The organism is Secundilactobacillus malefermentans, from assembly GCF_008033155.1.
Lineage (GTDB): Bacteria > Bacillota > Bacilli > Lactobacillales > Lactobacillaceae > Secundilactobacillus > Secundilactobacillus malefermentans.
The window spans coordinates 1,712,562-1,731,071 of sequence record NZ_CP042371.1 but is presented as its reverse complement, the minus strand read 5'-3'; the positions used below and the strand labels follow the sequence as shown (position 1 = coordinate 1,731,071).

15 protein-coding genes and 1 other annotated feature (1 of these 16 cut by a window edge) are annotated in these 18,510 nt (G+C 38.2%); of the genes, 1 reads left to right on the top strand and 14 read right to left on the bottom strand.

Annotated features, from left to right (window positions below; translation table 11 throughout):
- Window positions 1–12: 12 nt before the first annotated feature.
- Window positions 13–600, bottom strand: a complete 588-nt coding sequence (gene ruvA, locus FGL90_RS08425; protein ID WP_010620698.1) for a Holliday junction branch migration protein RuvA — start codon at window positions 598–600, stop codon at window positions 13–15.
- A 72-nt stretch (window positions 601–672) separates the two neighbouring features.
- Window positions 673–2,649 (bottom strand): DNA mismatch repair endonuclease MutL, encoded by a 1,977-nt coding sequence (gene mutL, locus FGL90_RS08420; protein ID WP_010620697.1) that lies wholly within the window; start codon window positions 2,647–2,649, stop codon window positions 673–675.
- A 354-nt stretch (window positions 2,650–3,003) separates the two neighbouring features.
- Between mutL and FGL90_RS08415 the strand changes: the two genes are divergently transcribed.
- A complete protein-coding gene (locus FGL90_RS08415; RefSeq protein ID WP_010620861.1) occupies window positions 3,004–4,242 on the top strand; it encodes an IS110 family RNA-guided transposase in 1,239 nt (412 codons plus the stop codon).
- A gap of 136 nt (window positions 4,243–4,378) precedes the next feature.
- Here FGL90_RS08415 and mutS read toward each other — a convergent pair whose 3' ends face one another.
- The 12 genes from mutS to FGL90_RS08355 all read right to left on the bottom strand — a co-directional run bounded on the left by mutS (window position 4,379) and on the right by FGL90_RS08355 (window position 18,298).
- Entirely contained in the window at window positions 4,379–6,985 is a 2,607-nt protein-coding gene (gene mutS, locus FGL90_RS08410) for a DNA mismatch repair protein MutS (RefSeq protein ID WP_033445298.1), read from the bottom strand.
- Between the two features lie 57 nt (window positions 6,986–7,042).
- Window positions 7,043–7,846 (bottom strand): TIGR00282 family metallophosphoesterase, encoded by an 804-nt coding sequence (locus FGL90_RS08405; RefSeq protein WP_010620695.1) that lies wholly within the window; start codon window positions 7,844–7,846, stop codon window positions 7,043–7,045.
- Between the two features lie 105 nt (window positions 7,847–7,951).
- The gene (gene rny, locus FGL90_RS08400; protein WP_010620694.1) at window positions 7,952–9,511 is read right to left on the bottom strand and encodes a ribonuclease Y; all 1,560 of its coding nucleotides are present in this window, start codon (window positions 9,509–9,511) and stop codon (window positions 7,952–7,954) included.
- Window positions 9,512–9,717: 206 nt separating this feature from the next.
- Entirely contained in the window at window positions 9,718–10,860 is a 1,143-nt protein-coding gene (gene recA / locus FGL90_RS08395; RefSeq protein ID WP_010620693.1) for a recombinase RecA, read from the bottom strand.
- 89 nt (window positions 10,861–10,949) lie between these two features.
- Complete coding sequence (locus FGL90_RS08390) at window positions 10,950–11,684, bottom strand: nicotinamide-nucleotide amidohydrolase family protein (RefSeq protein WP_010620692.1); 735 nt, start codon at window positions 11,682–11,684, stop codon at window positions 10,950–10,952.
- Window positions 11,685–11,731: 47 nt separating this feature from the next.
- Complete coding sequence (pgsA, locus tag FGL90_RS08385; RefSeq protein ID WP_010620691.1) at window positions 11,732–12,319, bottom strand: CDP-diacylglycerol--glycerol-3-phosphate 3-phosphatidyltransferase; 588 nt, start codon at window positions 12,317–12,319, stop codon at window positions 11,732–11,734.
- A gap of 67 nt (window positions 12,320–12,386) precedes the next feature.
- Window positions 12,387–13,343 (bottom strand): helix-turn-helix domain-containing protein, encoded by a 957-nt coding sequence (locus FGL90_RS08380; protein WP_147657682.1) that lies wholly within the window; start codon window positions 13,341–13,343, stop codon window positions 12,387–12,389.
- A gap of 115 nt (window positions 13,344–13,458) precedes the next feature.
- Window positions 13,459–14,751, bottom strand: coding sequence for an EF-P 5-aminopentanol modification-associated protein YfmH (gene yfmH / locus FGL90_RS08375; protein WP_010620689.1), 1,293 nt, complete (start codon window positions 14,749–14,751; stop codon window positions 13,459–13,461).
- Window positions 14,751–16,022, bottom strand: a complete 1,272-nt coding sequence (gene yfmF, locus FGL90_RS08370; RefSeq protein WP_050899338.1) for an EF-P 5-aminopentanol modification-associated protein YfmF — start codon at window positions 16,020–16,022, stop codon at window positions 14,751–14,753. The genes yfmH and yfmF overlap by 1 nt, the downstream gene beginning before the upstream one ends.
- A 117-nt stretch (window positions 16,023–16,139) precedes the next feature.
- Window positions 16,140–16,994 (bottom strand): amino acid ABC transporter substrate-binding protein, encoded by an 855-nt coding sequence (locus FGL90_RS08365; RefSeq protein ID WP_147657680.1) that lies wholly within the window; start codon window positions 16,992–16,994, stop codon window positions 16,140–16,142.
- Between the two features lie 11 nt (window positions 16,995–17,005).
- A complete protein-coding gene (locus FGL90_RS08360; RefSeq protein WP_010620686.1) occupies window positions 17,006–17,644 on the bottom strand; it encodes an amino acid ABC transporter ATP-binding protein in 639 nt (212 codons plus the stop codon).
- A 12-nt stretch (window positions 17,645–17,656) separates the two neighbouring features.
- Complete coding sequence (locus FGL90_RS08355; protein WP_147657678.1) at window positions 17,657–18,298, bottom strand: amino acid ABC transporter permease; 642 nt, start codon at window positions 18,296–18,298, stop codon at window positions 17,657–17,659.
- A gap of 82 nt (window positions 18,299–18,380) precedes the next feature.
- Window positions 18,381–18,510 (bottom strand) — a binding site (T-box leader); it runs 110 nt beyond the window's last position.

The window sequence follows — 18,510 nt, the reverse complement described above, 5'->3', positions numbered from 1 at the left end:
CTCTAATTCATATTATTTCATCAACCGCTTTAAGCCTTCACTCAAGTACTGATCAGTTGTGCTGACATCAAGTTCATCTAGTGCTGGCTTAATTTTTGATACCTCTCTGCTACTATATCCAAGTGCTTCTAGTGCTGCTAAAGCATCATCAAGCTGCTGATTAGCTGTGAGATGGATCTCAATTTGGTCACCCGCATCATCAACAAACTCGCCCAGTTTCCCTTTTAAATCCAGGATGATTTGCTGGGCCGTTTTTTTACCAATTCCGGGAAACTTCACTAGAAACGAAACGTTTTCTTGGTTTATTGCATTCACGATTCCGTGATGATCTTCATTCGCCAAAATTGCGAGTGCACTCTTTGAACCAATTCCCGAAACGTTTAATAGTTTTTCAAAGAGCTGCTTTTCTTCATAGGTAGCAAATCCATACAAACTTTGCGCACTATCCGATATCGTTTGATGAACATATACTTTATATTTCTCACCAATTTGAAAATGATAGGGATTTCCAGTGTAAATAAAATAGCCAACGCCATTTACATCAACAACGATGTGATCTGGTTGGACACTACTAACCGTGCCTTCTAAGTATTCATACATGCTAATTTCCGTCCATTCTAAACATACGTTTGCTTAAAATTGTATCACAACTTAAAGTCGGGACGTACCTTTTTATGCAAAATCACTCAACCCTGTTTGGTGAGAGTCTTGAATCCGTTTGAACATTTTTTCCATGTCCTGGTTGTTGAAATGGACTAAAACCGGGCGGCCATGAGGGCAATTAAATGGATTTTCTGCCTCTGCTAGCTTCGCAATTAAGGCTTTGGCCTGCTGGTCGTCAAGATGGTGATTCGCTTTAATCGCCCGTTTACAGCTCATCATGATGGCCGTCTTTTCCCTAAAAGAAGCAACTGAAATATGACCGTCTTGAATTACCCAATCAATCATTTCTTTGATTGTATCCTCTTCTTGCCCTGCCTTAAACCAGGTTGGATGATGACGCACAATAAAACTATTTTGACCAAATGGTTCTAATTCAATTCCCACACTTTTTAAAGTTTCGTAATTAGCTTGAATATTAAGCACATCAGTCGTTGGATAGTCCAAAACGATGGGGACAAGCAAATTTTGCTGATCCGTTGAAACTTCGCCGATTTGCTTTCTGTAGTATTCATAGTTGATTCGTTCCTGTGCAGCATGCTGATCCAAAACATAAAGACCTGAATCATCCTCTGCTAACAAATAGGTACCGTGCATTTGGCCAATATAAATAAGGTTTGGAAAACGTTCTTCTTTTTTTCTTGGTTGTCTGAGCATTGAGTCATCGATTGTTTCTGCTTTTTGTTCAATGTCAATGCCATGTTCCCGTTTTTCCACGGTGGCATACTTTTCTTCAAAAGTTTGCATTTCTGGACTATTTAGATCCGATTTATTCTTAATAATTAGAGGGGAAACTGGTGCAGCATCAGTAACTGCGCCAAATAAAGTACCATCGGAATTAACTTCCTTGCTGGTTGTCTTTTCTGACCCATTGCTTGCCGATTCAGATTGGTTTGAATTTAAGGCATATTGCTGTGATGCCTCATTCAAATTAATCGTTAATTGATCCGTATTAATTTTGGTATTAATTTTGCGGTTTAAGTTTTCAGTTGCATCTGGAATTAGGTTTTCTGAAGCCAATCGATTATAAATTGTCTTTGTAATGAGTTCCATTAACTCGGGTTCCTTGTTTATTCGAACTTCCTGTTTAGTCGGATGAACATTCACATCGACCAGCAAAGCATCCATTTGAATATTAATCACTGCAACTGGAAAGCGTCCCACCATGAGCTTTGATCCATAGCCATTAACAATTGCTTTCGTTAGTTGGAAGTTACGGACATATCGACCATTTAGCAAAATCGAAATGTACTGACGACTAGCTCTCGTCAATTCCGGAAGTGACACATAGCCCGTCACAGAAAAATCATCATCCTGACCTTCCACCTTAACCATCTCTCGGGCATTCGAAATACCGTATACACCAGAAATAACCTGAAGAAGGTCTCCGCGACCTGCACTTCTCATCAATTCGCGACCGTTGTGCGTCAGCGAAAAAGATATTTGAGGATAGCTTAAAGCCAACCGATTTACAATATCGGTGATTCTAGCCAACTCAGTATTAGGCGCTTTCAGATACTTTAGTCGGGCGGGCACATTATAAAATAGATCCTTAACCGTTACAGAAGTTCCTTTTCTCGAAATTGCTGGTTTTTCAGTCACTAATTTTCCACCGGAAATGTGAATTTCTTCGCCCTCTCCGCCAGTTGAAGTGCTTAATGTCACATCAGCAATTGATGCAATACTAGGTAAGGCCTCGCCACGAAAGCCAAGTGAATGAATTCTGAACAAATCTTGACGGTCAATAATTTTACTAGTCGCATGCCGTTCAAACGCCATTGGGACGTCTTCTCGGTCAATTCCATCACCATCATCAATAACGGAAATGAGTTTTAATCCTGCTTCCTCAATTCGAATATCAATTTCAGTACTATTTGCATCTATTGAATTTTCGACTAGTTCTTTAACAACTGAAGCTGGTCGTTCGATTACTTCTCCTGCTGCAATTTGATCAGCCAATATTGCTGATAATTCATGAATTTTGGCCAACACAATTCCTCCCTCGTATTATTAAAATTAATATCTTTTAGTTTTTTGTTCAATGTTTAGATGTTGCGTGATATTCTCTAGTTGTTCATTGGATTTAGGTCCAACTGGTATAGGCTTAATTCCTCCTGCAGTTTAATCTGCTTTAATAGCATGCCGCCCAGGCAATTCGAACAACCGCAAACCACAAGCTGTAGTGACTGAATTGATTTGTTTTCACTCGCGTGAAAACGCAGCTAAATTAGTTTCTGTCTAGTCTACTTATATTGCGAGGATGCCCGTAGAATTGTAATTAGGGAACATCATGCAGCACCTAAGCTTATTCAATCAAATAAAAGTGAAAGGAGGTCCTATCCCATGAACTTATTTATTGGTATTGACGTTGGTAAACTTAATCTAAGTTATTGTGCAATTAACTCAGATGACCAATGCCTATTTCAGGATGAGGCAAGTAATGATTTAAACGGTGCTTCTCAAATCAAACAAGCTATTCTTGCAGAAACCAAATTATCGGATTACCAAAAGGTAATCGTTGGTATGGAGGCAACTTCTGTCTATAATTTTCATCCAACTACGTTTCTGTCTGAAGACCAAGAGTTACAAAAAAATCAGCTCGAGGTTATTACCATTAATCCTTACACTTCTCATCATTTTAGTGAATTGTTTGATGATGGTAAAACCGACGAGGTAGATGCAAAACAGTTAGCCGAATTAATTCGTGTGAAACCATTGGGAACATCAGTTGTGCGTCAGGAAAAATATATGGCATTACAACGCTTAACCAGGGAACGGTATCATCTTATTCATCAACTAGTAGATGCTAAAAATCAATTTTTAAATAATCTCTACTATCGCTGCAATACCTTAGATCAAACACTACCCACATCTGTTTTTGGTTCGACGATGATGTCTTTAATTACTGATGAAGAACTAAGTCTAGATGAAGCTGCTGCAATGCCACTAGATCAGTTAGCTGTTAAATTACAACAGCTAGGTCATGGTAAATTTGGTAATCCAGAAGAAGTAGCTAAAGCCATTAAGAAGGCCGTTCGGTCTTCCTATCGACTATCTAAAGCAGTTACTGAATCAGTAGATTCAATTCTGGCGGTTTATGCTGAAATTATTCGTACACTTCAAGCACAAATTACAAAGCTCGATAAATCAATTCAACAACTTTCAGTGCAAATTACCGAAATCAAATGTCTCACTAGTATTCCTGGAATCGGTGCCGTATTTGCGGCGGGTATTGTATCCGAAATTGGTCAAATAACTCGTTTTCCAAATGAAAGTCACATTGCTAAATATGCTGGCTTAGCTTGGATGCCACATGAATCAGGAACTAGTATCCGGCAATCCACTCCTCGTACCCGTAAGGGTAACCAATATCTACGTTACTACTTAGTTGAAGCTGCCAACTCAGTAAGACGTTACGATCCAACATTCCAACGTTACTATCAAAAAAAATATAAAGAGGTTCCTAAGTATCGTCACAAACGAGCTGCCGTTTTAACAGCACGTAAGTTGGTTAGATTAGTAGACGTTCTAATTCGAAATAATCAACTTTACGTACCACCAGAAACTGGTATAGCTGAATAAATGACGATAACGGAAACGAGCGTAGCTCGGTGAAATTCTTACTTTCAGCGGGCTGGGGTAGATATGCTCTAAATTAACAAATTTTACGGGCTTTCAGGCTTATCACCTTCTTGACTTATTACCACAAGGCTAATTCTTACTTACCTAATTTCTGTTGCCACTTGTTTACCAAATTCATGACGTCCATTGGCGTTAGTGACATTAGATTCAATGTTTTTAAATCCGTGAGAACTTTCTCTGATTTTGGATCAACTGATTTTTCTGAAAAAAGCGATAGCTGTTCGTCTTCATTTACAGTTGTCGGTTTTTCTGCCTCTTGAGCCTCTTCATTAATCTTTAACTGTTTTCTTGGCTCCGTGACTGCCGAAATGGTTTTTCCTTGGTTTTCTTCTTCAAGTCGACTTAATATATCTGATGCCCTGTTTAATAGTTCCTCTGGCATACCAGCCAACTTTGCAACATGGATACCGTAGGACTTATCGGCTGGACCATTTTCAACTTGGTGCAGAAAGACCAGTTCGCCATTCTTTTCAACAGCCCCAACGTGGACGTTCCTTAACTCTGATAAATTATCTTCTAACGCTGTAAGTTCATGGTAATGGGTAGAAAACAAAGTCTTTGCGTGCACGTGATCATGAACATATTCAATGATTGATTGTGCCAATGCCATCCCATCATAAGTTGCTGTCCCTCGACCAATTTCATCAAATAAAATAAGTGAGTTCTGCGTTGCGTGCAAAACAGCCTGATTTGCTTCCTGCATCTCTACCATAAAGGTACTTTGACCAGAAATTAAATCATCTGCTGCGCCAATTCGCGTAAAAATTTGATCAAAAATGGGCAGCTTAGCTGATTCTGCTGGTACGAAGCAGCCCATCTGTGCCATTATCACGGTCAATGCCAATTGACGCATATAAGTACTTTTCCCGGACATGTTGGGTCCTGTTATTAACAAAATACTGGTTTGGGGATCCATTCGAATATCATTTGGAACGTAACTTTGGCGACCCATCACTTTTTCAACAACAGGATGTCTTCCTTGCACAATTTGTAAATCATGAGCGTTTTGAGTCATTTGTGGTTGTACCAAACGATAGTTTTCACTCACCACAGCAAAGCTTTGTAAAACATCTAGCGTTGAAATAACTTGTGCTAATTTTTGCAACCTTTGGATTGCTAGTTTAACCTTCTCACGCAAATCAGTAAACAAAGTATACTCAAGTGCTGCAGATTTCTCTTGAGCTTCTAAAATTAACTGCTCGCGCTCCTTAAGTTCCGGAGTTGAGAAACGTTCAGCATTGGTTAGCGTTTGTTTTCGTTCGTATCGTCCTTCTGGCAATTTACTTAAATTTACTTTTGTTACTTCAATGTAATAGCCAAAGACCCGGTTATAAGCAACTTTAAGATTATTGATTCCAGTAATCTTTCGCTCGGAAGCCTGCAACTCAGCAATCCATTGTTTCCCATTTTGCATGGCATCCCGATATTGGTCTAATTGGTCGTTATAGTTATCTTTAATCAAGTTCCCATCAGTAACCGACATTGGTGGCTCGTCCACAATTGCGGATTCAATTGCCACTGCAACATCTTCAACAGGATCCAGTGACTTTAATATTTCATCGAATTCTGGCGTCTCCAAAGTATCTAAAACATGCTTAATTTTAGGCACTTGTTGAAGGGAAGTCTTTAATTGGATTAAATCCCGACCATTCACGTTACCAAAAGCAACTCGACCGGCTAATCGCTCAAGATCGTACACAGAAACAAGTTCATCTTGTAAATTACTCCGTTCAAAATAGTACTCCAACAAAACTTTTACTTTATTCTGTCGATCTTCTATAGCAGCTTTGGAAAGTAAGGGCCTATCTAACCACCGTTTTAACAATCGTGCTCCCATTGCAGTCTTGGTTTCATCTAGTAGCCATAATAAGGTACCAGATTTTTTCTTAGTTCTAATATTTTGAGTTAACTCTAGATTATATTGAGAATAATGATCTAGTTTTAGATAACGAGATGGTTCGTAGCTCACGGCACGTTGCAGATGAGCTAAACTGCGCTTTTGAGTTACATTAATGTATGTGAGTAAGAGTGAAACTGATTTCTCTTGGATTTTATTTTCTAATCCTTGCATTAAGTAACTTGTCTCTGCCTTTACGGTTACCTCTTCTTGATGCGATACTAAAATTCCTATTTTTGTTAATTGGTCAAGAATCGTTGCCGAAACAGTTGAATTAACAACGATTTCCTTTGTTTTTAAACTCATTACTTCATTAATTAAATCATTTGAATCTGCAAGGGTTGCGGCCTTCAGTTCTCCAGTTGCAATGTCTGCGTACGAAAATCCCATTTTGTGATTACTCGTATCAGCCACTAAAGCAGTCAAGTAGTTATTTGACTTGGCACTCTCAGACCCAACTTCCGTATTTGTTCCTGGGGTAATCAGTTGAATAACCTCTCGTTTAACCATTCCTTTGGCTAACTTGGGGTCCTCCATTTGCTCACAAATAGCCACCTTATATCCCTTATCAACCAGAATATCAATATAGTTTTGAACGGCATGATGGGGAACCCCGCACATTGGAATTGGATTATCGGAATTGTGATTTCTAGTTGTTAAAGTAAGCTCTAGGAGTTGAGCTCCCTTGATTGCATCTTCATTAAACATTTCATAAAAATCGCCTAAGCGATAAAACAGAAAAGCATCGGGATATTGATCCTTAATCTTTTGATATTGCACCATCATAGGTGTTTGACTTGGTGTTTTTTCTTTCTTTGCCACTCCTAAAACTCCTTTTATCAGCTAATTTAAATATGGATGTTCTTTACTAATCAAAATCGGTTTAATCTTTTTTGCATGCCCAGTTTTGTCATCTAAATCAATTACGCAGCCTGAAAGCAACCCTGACCCACTTTCTTCAACCTCAAATCGAGTTGGCCGTTGATTCAAGAAACGCCCAATTACCGCCTCAGATTTCATTCCCAATATGCTATCTGCCGGACCCGTCATACCAACTTCGGTTAAAAACGCTGTTCCATTTGGTAAGACTTTTGCATCGCTTGTCTGGACATGTGTATGAGTTCCGACTACTGCCGAAACCTGACCATCTAGATAAGTAGCTAATGCCCGTTTTTCACTCGTTGTTTCAGCGTGAAAATCGATAAAAATAAACGGTGACGTCTTCTTTGCCTGGTCGACGAGTTCTTCTGCAACTTGAAAAGGATCATCCATTGGATTCATAAAAATTCGTCCCTGAAGATTAATAACCGTTAATGTTTGCGCGTTAATTCGAATCGTTGTGTCGCCCTGACCAGGAACATTTTTTCCTGGAAAGTTTGCCGGTCGAACTAGTCTGTCCGCGTCATTCATAAAATCAAATATCTCGCGATTATCCCAGGTATGATTTCCCATAGTAATCACGTCGGCTCCTGCCTGAAGTAATTTCTTATAGATGGCCAAACTAATTCCACGTCCAACCGATGTAGAATTCTCCCCATTTACAATAGTTGCTTGGGGTTTAAAATCACGTTTTAACTGTGGCAAATAGGACTCAATCATTTCGACACCCTTATCACCAACAACATCACCAACAAATAGTATTCGCATTCTTTTCCTCTTGTCTAAAATATAATTATTAATCATTTACATAGTCTCGACTATTTTACCATGCTTTTTAAATAAAAATAAAAAAGATCAGTTTCCTGATCTTCTCTACTTAGCATATTCAACTGATCTAACCTCTCGAATTACTGATACCTTAATGTGTCCCGGATAATCCAGTTCACTTTCAATCCGCTTTTTAATGTCCCGTGCTAAGACAATAGCGTCTAAATCGGTAATTTTATCAGGCTTCACAATGACCCGAACTTCTCTTCCGGCTTGAATGGCAAATGTCTTTTCAACACCGTCAAACTGATTCCCAATGTCTTCTAACTTTTCAAGACGATGGATAAAGCTATCAAGAGAATCACTTCTAGCACCTGGTCTTGCAGAAGAAATTTTATCTGCAACAGCAACCAACTCAGCAATAATGTACTTGGAAGCTACATCACCATGATGAGCTGCAATTGCATTAATCACTACTGGACTTTCCTTATACTTCTTAGCTAGGTCCGCCCCCACTGAAGCATGTGAGCCTTCAGTATCCTGGTCAACTGCTTTACCAATATCGTGCAATAATCCTGCGCGCTTTGCTAATGTTACATCCTCACCTAATTCTGCAGCAAATGCCCCAGCTAATTTAGCAACTTCAATTGAATGACTTAACACATTTTGACCATAAGAAATCCTAAAATTCATTTTACCGACAAGTTTTACCAAGTCAGGATGCATTGAATGGATTCCTAAATCAAATGTCGTTTCTTCACCAATATCTTGAATATGTTCATCTAACTCACGACGAGCCTTTTCAACCATCTCTTCAATACGAGCTGGATGAATTCGACCATCTTGAATTAGTTTTTCAAGTGCTATCTTAGCAACTTCTCGCCTAATTGGATCAAACCCACTTAACACAACTGCTTCTGGTGTATCATCGATAATTAAATCAATTCCAGTAAGCGTTTCAAGGGTTCGAATGTTTCGGCCTTCGCGACCAATAATTCTCCCCTTCATATCGTCATTCGGAAGCGTTACCACAGAAACTGTGGTCTCTGATACCATGTCAGCAGAACTACGCTCAATCGCCTCGACAATAAGATTCTTGGCGTCTTGCGTGACTGTCTTTTTGGTTTCAGCTTCACTTTCCTTAATCATTTGGGCTTGTTCTTTGGCAAGACTTGCTTGGGTTTCACTAATGATTAAGTCACGAGCCTCATCACGTGATAAGGCTGCAACTTCTTCAACAGCTGATTGTCGCTTTTCTATAAGTGAGTCTGCTTGTTGTTGCTTCTTTACTAAATCTTGCTGTTCATTAGTAAGCTTATTTTCTCGCTTGCTTAATGAGCTTTCACGTTTTTCAAAAGCGTTATCCTTGCGGTCGAGCGCCTCTTCACGTTGTAAAAGGCGATCTTCTTGTTTCTGAACTTCAGCACGGCGTTTCTTGAGTTCAGATTCAACTTCTGCACGGTAACGATGACTTTCGTCTTTGGCTTCTAACAGTTTTTCTTTTGTATCTGTTTCAGCCTTCTTTTTTGCGTCAGCCAAGATTCCTTCAGCAGTATTTTTAGCAGCTACCATTCGTTTTTCAAAAATCGACTTACGAATTAAATAGCCAATACCAATACCAACAACAATAGCGATGATTGCGAGGATTATAACTGAAACAGTCATAATTCCACCTCCGCATCATCAAAATAGATTAATTTCTTAATCTTATATTTTAAGATGTTATTTTTTTACACTGTTACATCCCTTATTTTAAGGTTTGTGCTAGTACGTGTCAATACAAGTCAGTCAGATGCTGTTGCAGATTTTTTTGAATTTAAAAAAAGTTCTACCTAAAATTAATTTAAGTAGAATTTTTCACTCAATTAAGGCTATTTTGCTGCTTCTGAAGAATCCTTAGTCTCTTTGGCTTCTTTTGAAGCTTTAGTCGTCTTAGTCGATTTTGTTTTTTCATCTTTTGTGTCTTTTGTGTCTTTTGTATCCTTAACAGCATCTTTATCCGCTGACTTCTTACCCTCAGTGGCTTCATCCATGCCATACGCTTTACGAACTTTTAATCGAACCTCATTCATAACATCTGTATGATCAGCGAGATATTTTTTAGCGTTTTCACGGCCTTGGCCAATTCTTTCTTCACCATATGAGTACCATGATCCGGCTTTTTCAATAATATCTTTATCAGCAGCCATATCGACTAGCTCACCAGTTTGCGAAATTCCTTCGCCATACATAATGTCCACTTCTGCACGTTTGAAAGGCGGTGCTACCTTATTCTTAACAACTTTAATTCGCGTCCGGTTACCGATAATATTGGTGCCATCCTTAATTTGCTCAGCTCGTCTAATCTCTAGTCGAATCGTTGAGTAGAATTTAAGGGCCCGTCCACCTGGAGTCGTTTCGGGATTACCGAACATAACGCCAATTTTTTCACGGATTTGGTTAATAAAAATAGCAATAGTATGCGTTTTATTGATGGTTCCAGAAAGCTTCCGAAGTGCTTGGGACATTAGCCGCGCTTGTAACCCAACGTGCGCATCTCCCATTTCACCTTCGATTTCAGCTCTAGGAACTAGAGCTGCAACAGAATCAACAACAACAAGATCAACAGCGCCACTGGTAACTAAGGCATCAGCAATTTCCAAACCTTGCTCACCGGTATCTGGCTGAGATAAGAGTAAATCTTCGATATTAACACCGAGGTTTGTCGCATAGGCAGGATCCAAAGCATTTTCAGCATCAATATAAGCAGCTGTCCCACCTTGTTTTTGAACTTCCGCAACAGCATGCAACGCAACGGTTGTTTTACCAGAACTTTCAGGTCCATAAATTTCAACAATTCGGCCCCTTGGATAACCGCCTACACCCAATGCATCATCTAATGCCAATGAACCGGATGAAACAGTTGCAATTTTAGTATCTGGTTGGTCACCCATTCGCATGATGGCGCCTTTTCCAAAGTTTTTCTCAATTCTTTTCAATGCCGCATCTAAAGCAGCTTTTCGCTCGTCAGCCATTCCAAACCTCCTCAATTTCTAACACTTGTTGTTACAATTACTATACATATACAAATTTTAAAAAGCAAGCAAAAGCCGAACAAAAGTTCTTATTTTATAATTTGACGACGGATGATATCTAATCCAGCGTAAACGCTTTGTTTCCTAACCGCTGCTCTTTCACCAGAGAAATGCATCTCCCACGCCTCGGTTGGCTGATTTACGAAGGCAAGTCCAATCCAAACGGTCCCTGCAGCCTGTCCTTCAAGCTTATCAGGACCTGCAACGCCAGTAAATGAAATCGCCAAATCGGTAGATAGTATTCGTTTCGAATTTGCTGCCATTGCCATCGCAACCTGCTGACTGACAACCCCGTATTTAGAGATTATTTCTTCAGGAATTCCTAGCAACTGGTGCTTCGTCTTATTGGCATAAGTGACAAAACCACCAGGGAAAATTGCCGAAACACCCGATACATTTCCAATCGTACTTTGAAATTCGCCAGCAGTTAGACTTTCTGCGGCCGTGATGGATTGGTTTTGCCTAATGAGATTTCCGACAACAAACGTTTCAAAAGAAATCGCATCATCAATATCAAGAAAATCTTCCCGCAATTTACTGATAAATTCATTTTTTTGCGTTAAAACGTCCTCTTCAAAATCCGATTGTGACATATTGTTTCCAAATAGAGTGACAGCCACTTCACCATTGGCTAATAATTGAATTTTATGAGAAACATTTTCAGAAGTCATTATTGCACCTTTAATACGCTCAGCCAACTGTAATTGGGTTTCAAAGGCATCAATAAATCTAAATTTCTTTGATTGAAGCACCTCAACTACCATCTTTTACCTCCTTAATCTAATATACGAAAAAATTGGTTTGAATTTTTTTATTTGTTAAAAGAATCTGCAAAAACGCCGCGATTTTGGACAAAATAGTCAATTCCCGAATAAACCGTAAAGAATAAACAAATATAAAGCAAAATTAAGCCCATAGGAATATTGAGTGCATCAAAAAGAACGTTGTTTAGTAACAACAAAATAATCCCTAACATTTGCGTTGTTGTCTTTATCTTTCCAGGCCAAGCTGCAGCCATGACTTGCCCATCGTTTTCTACAATAATCAAGCGTAGCCCAGTTACTGCGAGTTCTCGACAGACAATGATTGCTACCACCCATGCAGGTGCCTTACCCAGTGCAACAAGGAGAATAAAGGCTGTCATCACAATCATTTTATCAGCTAACGGATCGGCGAATTTACCAAAATTGGTCACAAGATGCCTATGCCGTGCAATTTGCCCATCTAGAAAATCCGTAATTGATGCAATCGCAAAAATCAATGCCGCCCAAATTTGAACAACCGGAATTTGTGTTCCAGCCCAAGTAACGATTCCCCAATTAAAAGGGATTGCTAATAACAACAGAAACACCGGTATTAAGAAAATTCTCACTACAGTCAATCGATTTGGTAAATTCATCGTTTTTCCCCCTTAAAAAATAGACGGTTTCTTCTTAAGTAAGAAACCGTCAATCATTCATACAATTTTACTTAAAAATAATTGTTAAAGAGCTCAATTGTGCTGTTGTTGTCGTTGAGCTTGTGGAACTTGATCCATACTGAGTAGTCGCTGAACTACTTGTACTTGTGGTCGCTGATGTCGAAGATGAGGTCTGACTACTTATCAATTTTGCAAGTGGCACCTTATGCCCACCAATTGAAATTGTCGTACTTGATGGTCCACCAAGTCTAAAGGTTAGTTGAGTCGTTGCTGTAGGAACTTTTACTGTATGAGAACTAGACTGAAGCGTTCCTTGCCACAACTGAGCAGTTATTGAAGATACAGAAGTCCATGCATTTGCAGACGTTTTAATTGTCACAGCTTTGGACTTTGGTGCATTCTTCATTGTTAATGTTGCAGCTGAACCAGAATTTGAGGTAGTTTCAAAGCTAACTTTTGACTTCTTAGATGAACTAGAAGCTTTCTTTTGACTCTCTTTTTTGCTGCTTGAAGTACTTGAAGAACTCCCTGAAACAGAAACGGAGCTACTATCAATGTTATCTTGAGAACTTTTCTGGGAATGTAGTGAGCTTGCATACCAAATACCACCGAGAACCAAAATTACGACCACAATTGCAACGACCATCGGAATCTTTCTTCTAAGTTTTTCGTATCGGTCATCAACTTTTCGCTGAGTTGACCGAGTCGTTGGATTGTTTTCATTAACCTTATCAGTATATTCTTGAGTCTTGGTATTAGGTAACTTGTTACTAAATTCATTTAGCAATTCAGCCCCGTCTAAATCGACGGTATCCGCGTATTGCTTAATAAAAGCCCGCACGTAAAAATCGCCGGGTAAATCATCGAATCGCTCTTCTTCAATTGCAATTAAGTATCGCTTTTGAATTTTGGTTGTTTGCTGCAAATCATCTATCGTAAAACCTTTAGCAATTCTTGCATCACGCAACGTTTTTCCTATAGATACGTTATCCTTTTCACTCATAATTAAAATTTTTCTCCAAATGTTTAATTTTAAAAACCAGTTCCAGTATAGCATAAGCCCAATTAGGTTTTTACGTAGAATGCCTAAGACGACCATATTTTAGAAAATTTTAATTCTATTCGCTAGGTAAAATTTTTCTTATACTAATCATTTCTTCGTTAACGAACGATTTGGCTGCTTTAAGAATATTTGGCATCTCAAGTTGTCGAATAGCGGCAATTTCATCAAATAACCCCGTTCCACCGAATAAGTTATCGTCATAGTCATTCGCAATCGTTGATAATGAATTCATTGAAAGTAGCGTCGCCCCAATTGCTTCTCTTTTAATAACCTCTAAACGATCAGCCAATCGCTCTAATTCTTGTTCTGCATTGAGTAAAATACTCTTAATTCTAGTCGCCATCTCATCAGGACGATTCGTTTCTCCTGCAAAAATTGCAAAATGAGAGCCCCGTTGAATTTCAAAACTATAGCCAAAACTATCGTCAATGATGCCTTCGTCATATAAGCTCAAGTAGTTATCAGAACTCTCTCCAAAAAGTAAATCTAACATCGTATTCACTGCTTCTTCATAAACTAAGCCATCAAAGCCAGTCGGAACCTGATCAATTCCTTTTATCCCAATTGTAACTCGAGGCCTTTGCAGCTTCATTTTTAAGGTTTGATTATGGACGATTTCCTTGTCATAGTAATCCTCTTTAATTCTGGTCGGATTCATATGAGTCAGTAAAGTCTTTTGATTTTGATTTTCTGCGACCCATGCTAAAACCGTGTCTTTATCAAACTTACCAACAACAAAAAGGCTCATGTTGCTGGGTTGATAAAATTGTTGATGAGCGAGATAAAGTGTTTCTGGCGTAATTTGCTGGATTGAATCCACGGTACCCGCAATATCTGTTGACATAGCAGTTCCATCGTACATTGAAGCAATCGCACCAAAATAAGCCTGCCAATTTGGATCATCTTCATACATGAGAATTTCCTGGCCAATAATACCAACTTCTTTGGTGACTGTTTTATGACTAAAGTATGGTGTTTGAACGAAATCTAACAAGTTCATCAAATTTTCTTTTAGATAATTTGTAGCAGAAAATAAATAACTCGTTTTTGTAAAACTGGTGTATGCATTAGTGCTTGCACCATATTTTGCAAAAACGTCCGCAGCATCATAATCCTTTTTCTCAAACATCTTATGTTCCAAAAAATGCGCTAATCCATCCGGAAATTGAACCCTGTCAGTTTGACCATTCGGAATAATCTGATTATCGATTGATCCATAATTTGTTGATAATACGGCATAGGTTTCACTGAACTCCGGTTTTGGAAGAAGATGAATTGTTAATCCGTTATCCAATACTTGGCTAAAAATTGTTTCCTTCAGTTCCGAATAATTTTTTTCTTGCATCATCAAGCCCCTTTCAAAAAGAACACTGCTTGAAGTTTAACCTTTGAAGCAATCGTCATGACATCCTCTTTCAAAACATGTTCAATATTTGCGAACCATTCTTCATTTGTAAGTTCTCTACCAAAGAGTTCCTTCAAAATCATTGCACCCATCAAAGCCTGTTGATTGTCATCAGCAATTTGGCGATCACTTATAATTTTAGAAATGACCCGATCAAACTGATCCTTGGTAAATTTTCCTTGATTAATATCTCGAATTTGCTGTAAAACTAACTCCTCAACGTGAGGCGCGTCTTGACTATTAATCCCCGTTTCAACGACAAGTAATCCCGTATATGGACTATAAACACTTTGTGCATAATAGGCCAAGCTTTCCTTTTCTCGAACATTTGAGAAAAGCATCGAAATTGGTGAGGCACCTAAAAGCTCGTTAAAAACTAACGCTGCAAAATAATCTTTTTCCGACCAATAAACGGGAAAAGAAAAAGCAAAGTTTAATTTCGATTGAGAAACAGGTTGATCAAGTTCATTCCGCTTAACCAGACTAAAATCTTGGTGATGATTAAAAGGAGAACTTAATTTCTCACTATTTCTCTCGTCAAAAGGTAATTTAAGTACTAATTTCTTAATAACGTCCACATCCACATCTCCCAAAACAGAGATGTTAACAAGGTTGTGATTTAAGGAGTTCTTGTAATATGCAAATAATTTTGAATTTGATACTTCTTGCATCAGGTCTACACTACCCAAAACACCATTTGCAAATGCTAAGTCATTTGCGTAATACAACTTTCTTAGCTCAATAGCTGCTAGCTGTTGTTTGTCGTCTAATGCAGAGTTTAGATAATCAATTACGTTTTCTTTTTGACGAATAAACGTTTCCTGATCAAACGCCTCATCGCCTAAAAGTGGATGGAAGATGACTTCATTTAAAAATTGAAAAGCAGATTTTATCAATTCCGCCTGTTTCTCATTTGAAAGTCCCAAATACTTACCATTCACCAAATTGAACGTAAATCGAATTCCTTGTTGGTTACCGTATCGAAAGACACTAGCACCAAAGCTTGCCCCATACATCCAAGATAGCTGCTCAGCTAGTGCTGTTTGCGTCGGATATTTTTCACTAGATGTTTCTAGTATCTGTGCTAGTAGTACCCGCATTGATGTTTCATTAACATTTACAGGTGCCATAAAATCAATATAAATCTTAATCGTCTTAAATTTTTCGGATTTCTTTATATTTAAATTAATGCCGTTTCTAATATTGATTCTCAAAATCATCCTCCGTTCGCGTCCTAACAATCTTAAATTAAAGATCAATTAAATACAAGTAAAGTTGCCACCATCCAACAAAAAAAGCAATGAATAGTCTCATTCATCACTCGGTTAAAACTATTTAGCTACCAATGGGGAATCAACGTCATTACCAAACCACTTTTTATTGATGGAATTTAACGTCCCATTCTTCGCCAAAACCTTAAGACCATCATCAATCTTCCGCTTAAGTGTTGTATCACTTTTTCTCAATCCTACTCCAAATTCTTCTTTAGGAAATGGGGTTGAAATAATTCGATACTTACTTGGATCTGCCTCATGCTTAACATAATAATCAGCATACGTACTATCAATTAGTAGGCCTTGAATTCGACCAGCATTCAAATCAATAAATGCATTAGTGAATGAGTCATATAGAATGGGTTGATTCCCTTTAATTCGATTCTTTAGTAACGAAGGATACGTACTAATGTCATTAGCACCAGAGGATCCAGTTTGGACTCCCAGTGACTTCCCCTTCATATCTTTCAGGGACTTAATTTTGTCTTTTCTTAATGAAACTAACGTCTGGTTGTTTCTTAGATATGTGGTTGAAAAGGCAACCTTCTTTTCTCGTTCAGGTGTTTTTGTATATCCATTCCAGATTAAGTCAATCGTCCCATTCTTCAATTCTGTAGCGTTCATTGACCAGTCAATTGTCTGAAAACTAACTTTAATATGGTAAAGTTTAAAAACAGCTCGTGCTAAATCAACATCATAGCCTACCAAATTTCCACTTTTCTGTCTAAATCCCATCGGAACAAAACTATCATCTAGTCCAACTGTTACTTTTTTAGCTTTATTAATTTTTGACCAATTATCTTGTTGATCAGCTCGTTTCCCAACTTGACTGCAACCGGTCATGATGGTTGCGCTAAGAACAATTGCTAACAAAGCAAATCCCTTAATCAATTTTGCAGTAATTTTTTTCATTAGTAACCCCTCTATTCATTGCTTGGAGAAACTTGAAATAGGTGATCCGCAATATTTTTAGCAAACTCCATATCATGGGTGACAACTATTTGTGTCATCTTTTGCTCTTTTAATTTCAATATGATTGTTTCTACCTCTTGTCTGAGATCGGGATCCAGTGCTGATGTTGGTTCATCATAACAAAGAATTTTGGGATTCATTGCAAGGGCTCGTACAATTGCGACACGTTGTTTCTGACCACCAGATAACTGATAAGGATACAACGTCTCTTTTCCTTCGAGATTCAACTGTTTCATTTGAATTTTGGCTTCTTCAATTGCATCTTTATCTGATTTATGTAACACCATTTTTGGTGCCAACGTAATATTATCAAGAACGGATAGATTAGGAAATAATTGAAAATCTTGAAAAACAACGCCAATCACTGAATCATTATCCCGATTTTCATATGGATTGAATGACTGACCGTCTAAGATGAATTCACCCGAATTAGCCTTTTCTAACCCACTAATGCAACGAAGCAATGTCGTTTTACCAGCACCTGAAGGGCCAACAATGCAGAGTATTTCACCATCAGAAACCGTTAAATTAATATTGTCTAGAATCATTCGATCATCAAATTTTTTCGTAATATTCTTTAGCTCTAACATACGCTTTCCCTCCTATTTCCAAGTGTTATAGCGTGACTCAACTTTTCCTAAAATGTAAGTTACAATTGCTGTCATCAACAGGTAGATAACGCCCACCAACAGTAATGGTACTAACGTAACATCTCGTGCTGTTGCAACATTTCCAGCTCTTAGTAAGTCACCAATACCAATGACATAAACAAGTGAAGAATCCTTAATAAGATTAATCACTTCATTTCCAATTGATGGAATAACAATTTTTACAACTTGGGGAATCACGATTCGCCGAATTGTTTGCCAGTACGTTAACCTTAAAACCTTTGCACTTTCATACTGTCCCTTAGGAACTGACTGCAATCCACCTCGAAAAATTTCTGCAAAATAAGCCGTGTAGTTTAGAATAAAAGCAAAAATAGCTGCATCGTATCGATTAAAAATAATTCCTATAATGGGTAAACCGTAGAAAACAAAAATTAACTGTAGTAGGAGTGGTGTTCCTCGCATTAGCCAAACATAAAACTTTAATATGGCAGTTAATGGTTTAAACTCCGACGTTAATCCTAAACCTAAAACAATTCCCAATGGAATCGAAACGACGATTGTCCAAAAGAATATTTGTAAGGTCATACCTGCTCCAGATAATAATGATGGTAATATTTCCATAATGTATTTCATAGCGTGAATCCCCCTTTTTAATATTGCAGATAGTTTTAAAAAACTCAAGAAACAAAAAAAGTCCTCTTGGATAAATAATATCCAAGAGGACGATTGAATTCGTGGTGCCACCTCATATTCGTCCACTACTTACGCAGTGAACCTCAGTAAGTTATCATAAACAACTTACGGACGGTAACGAGTCCAAACCGAGTTTTCTTATTAGTTGTTTC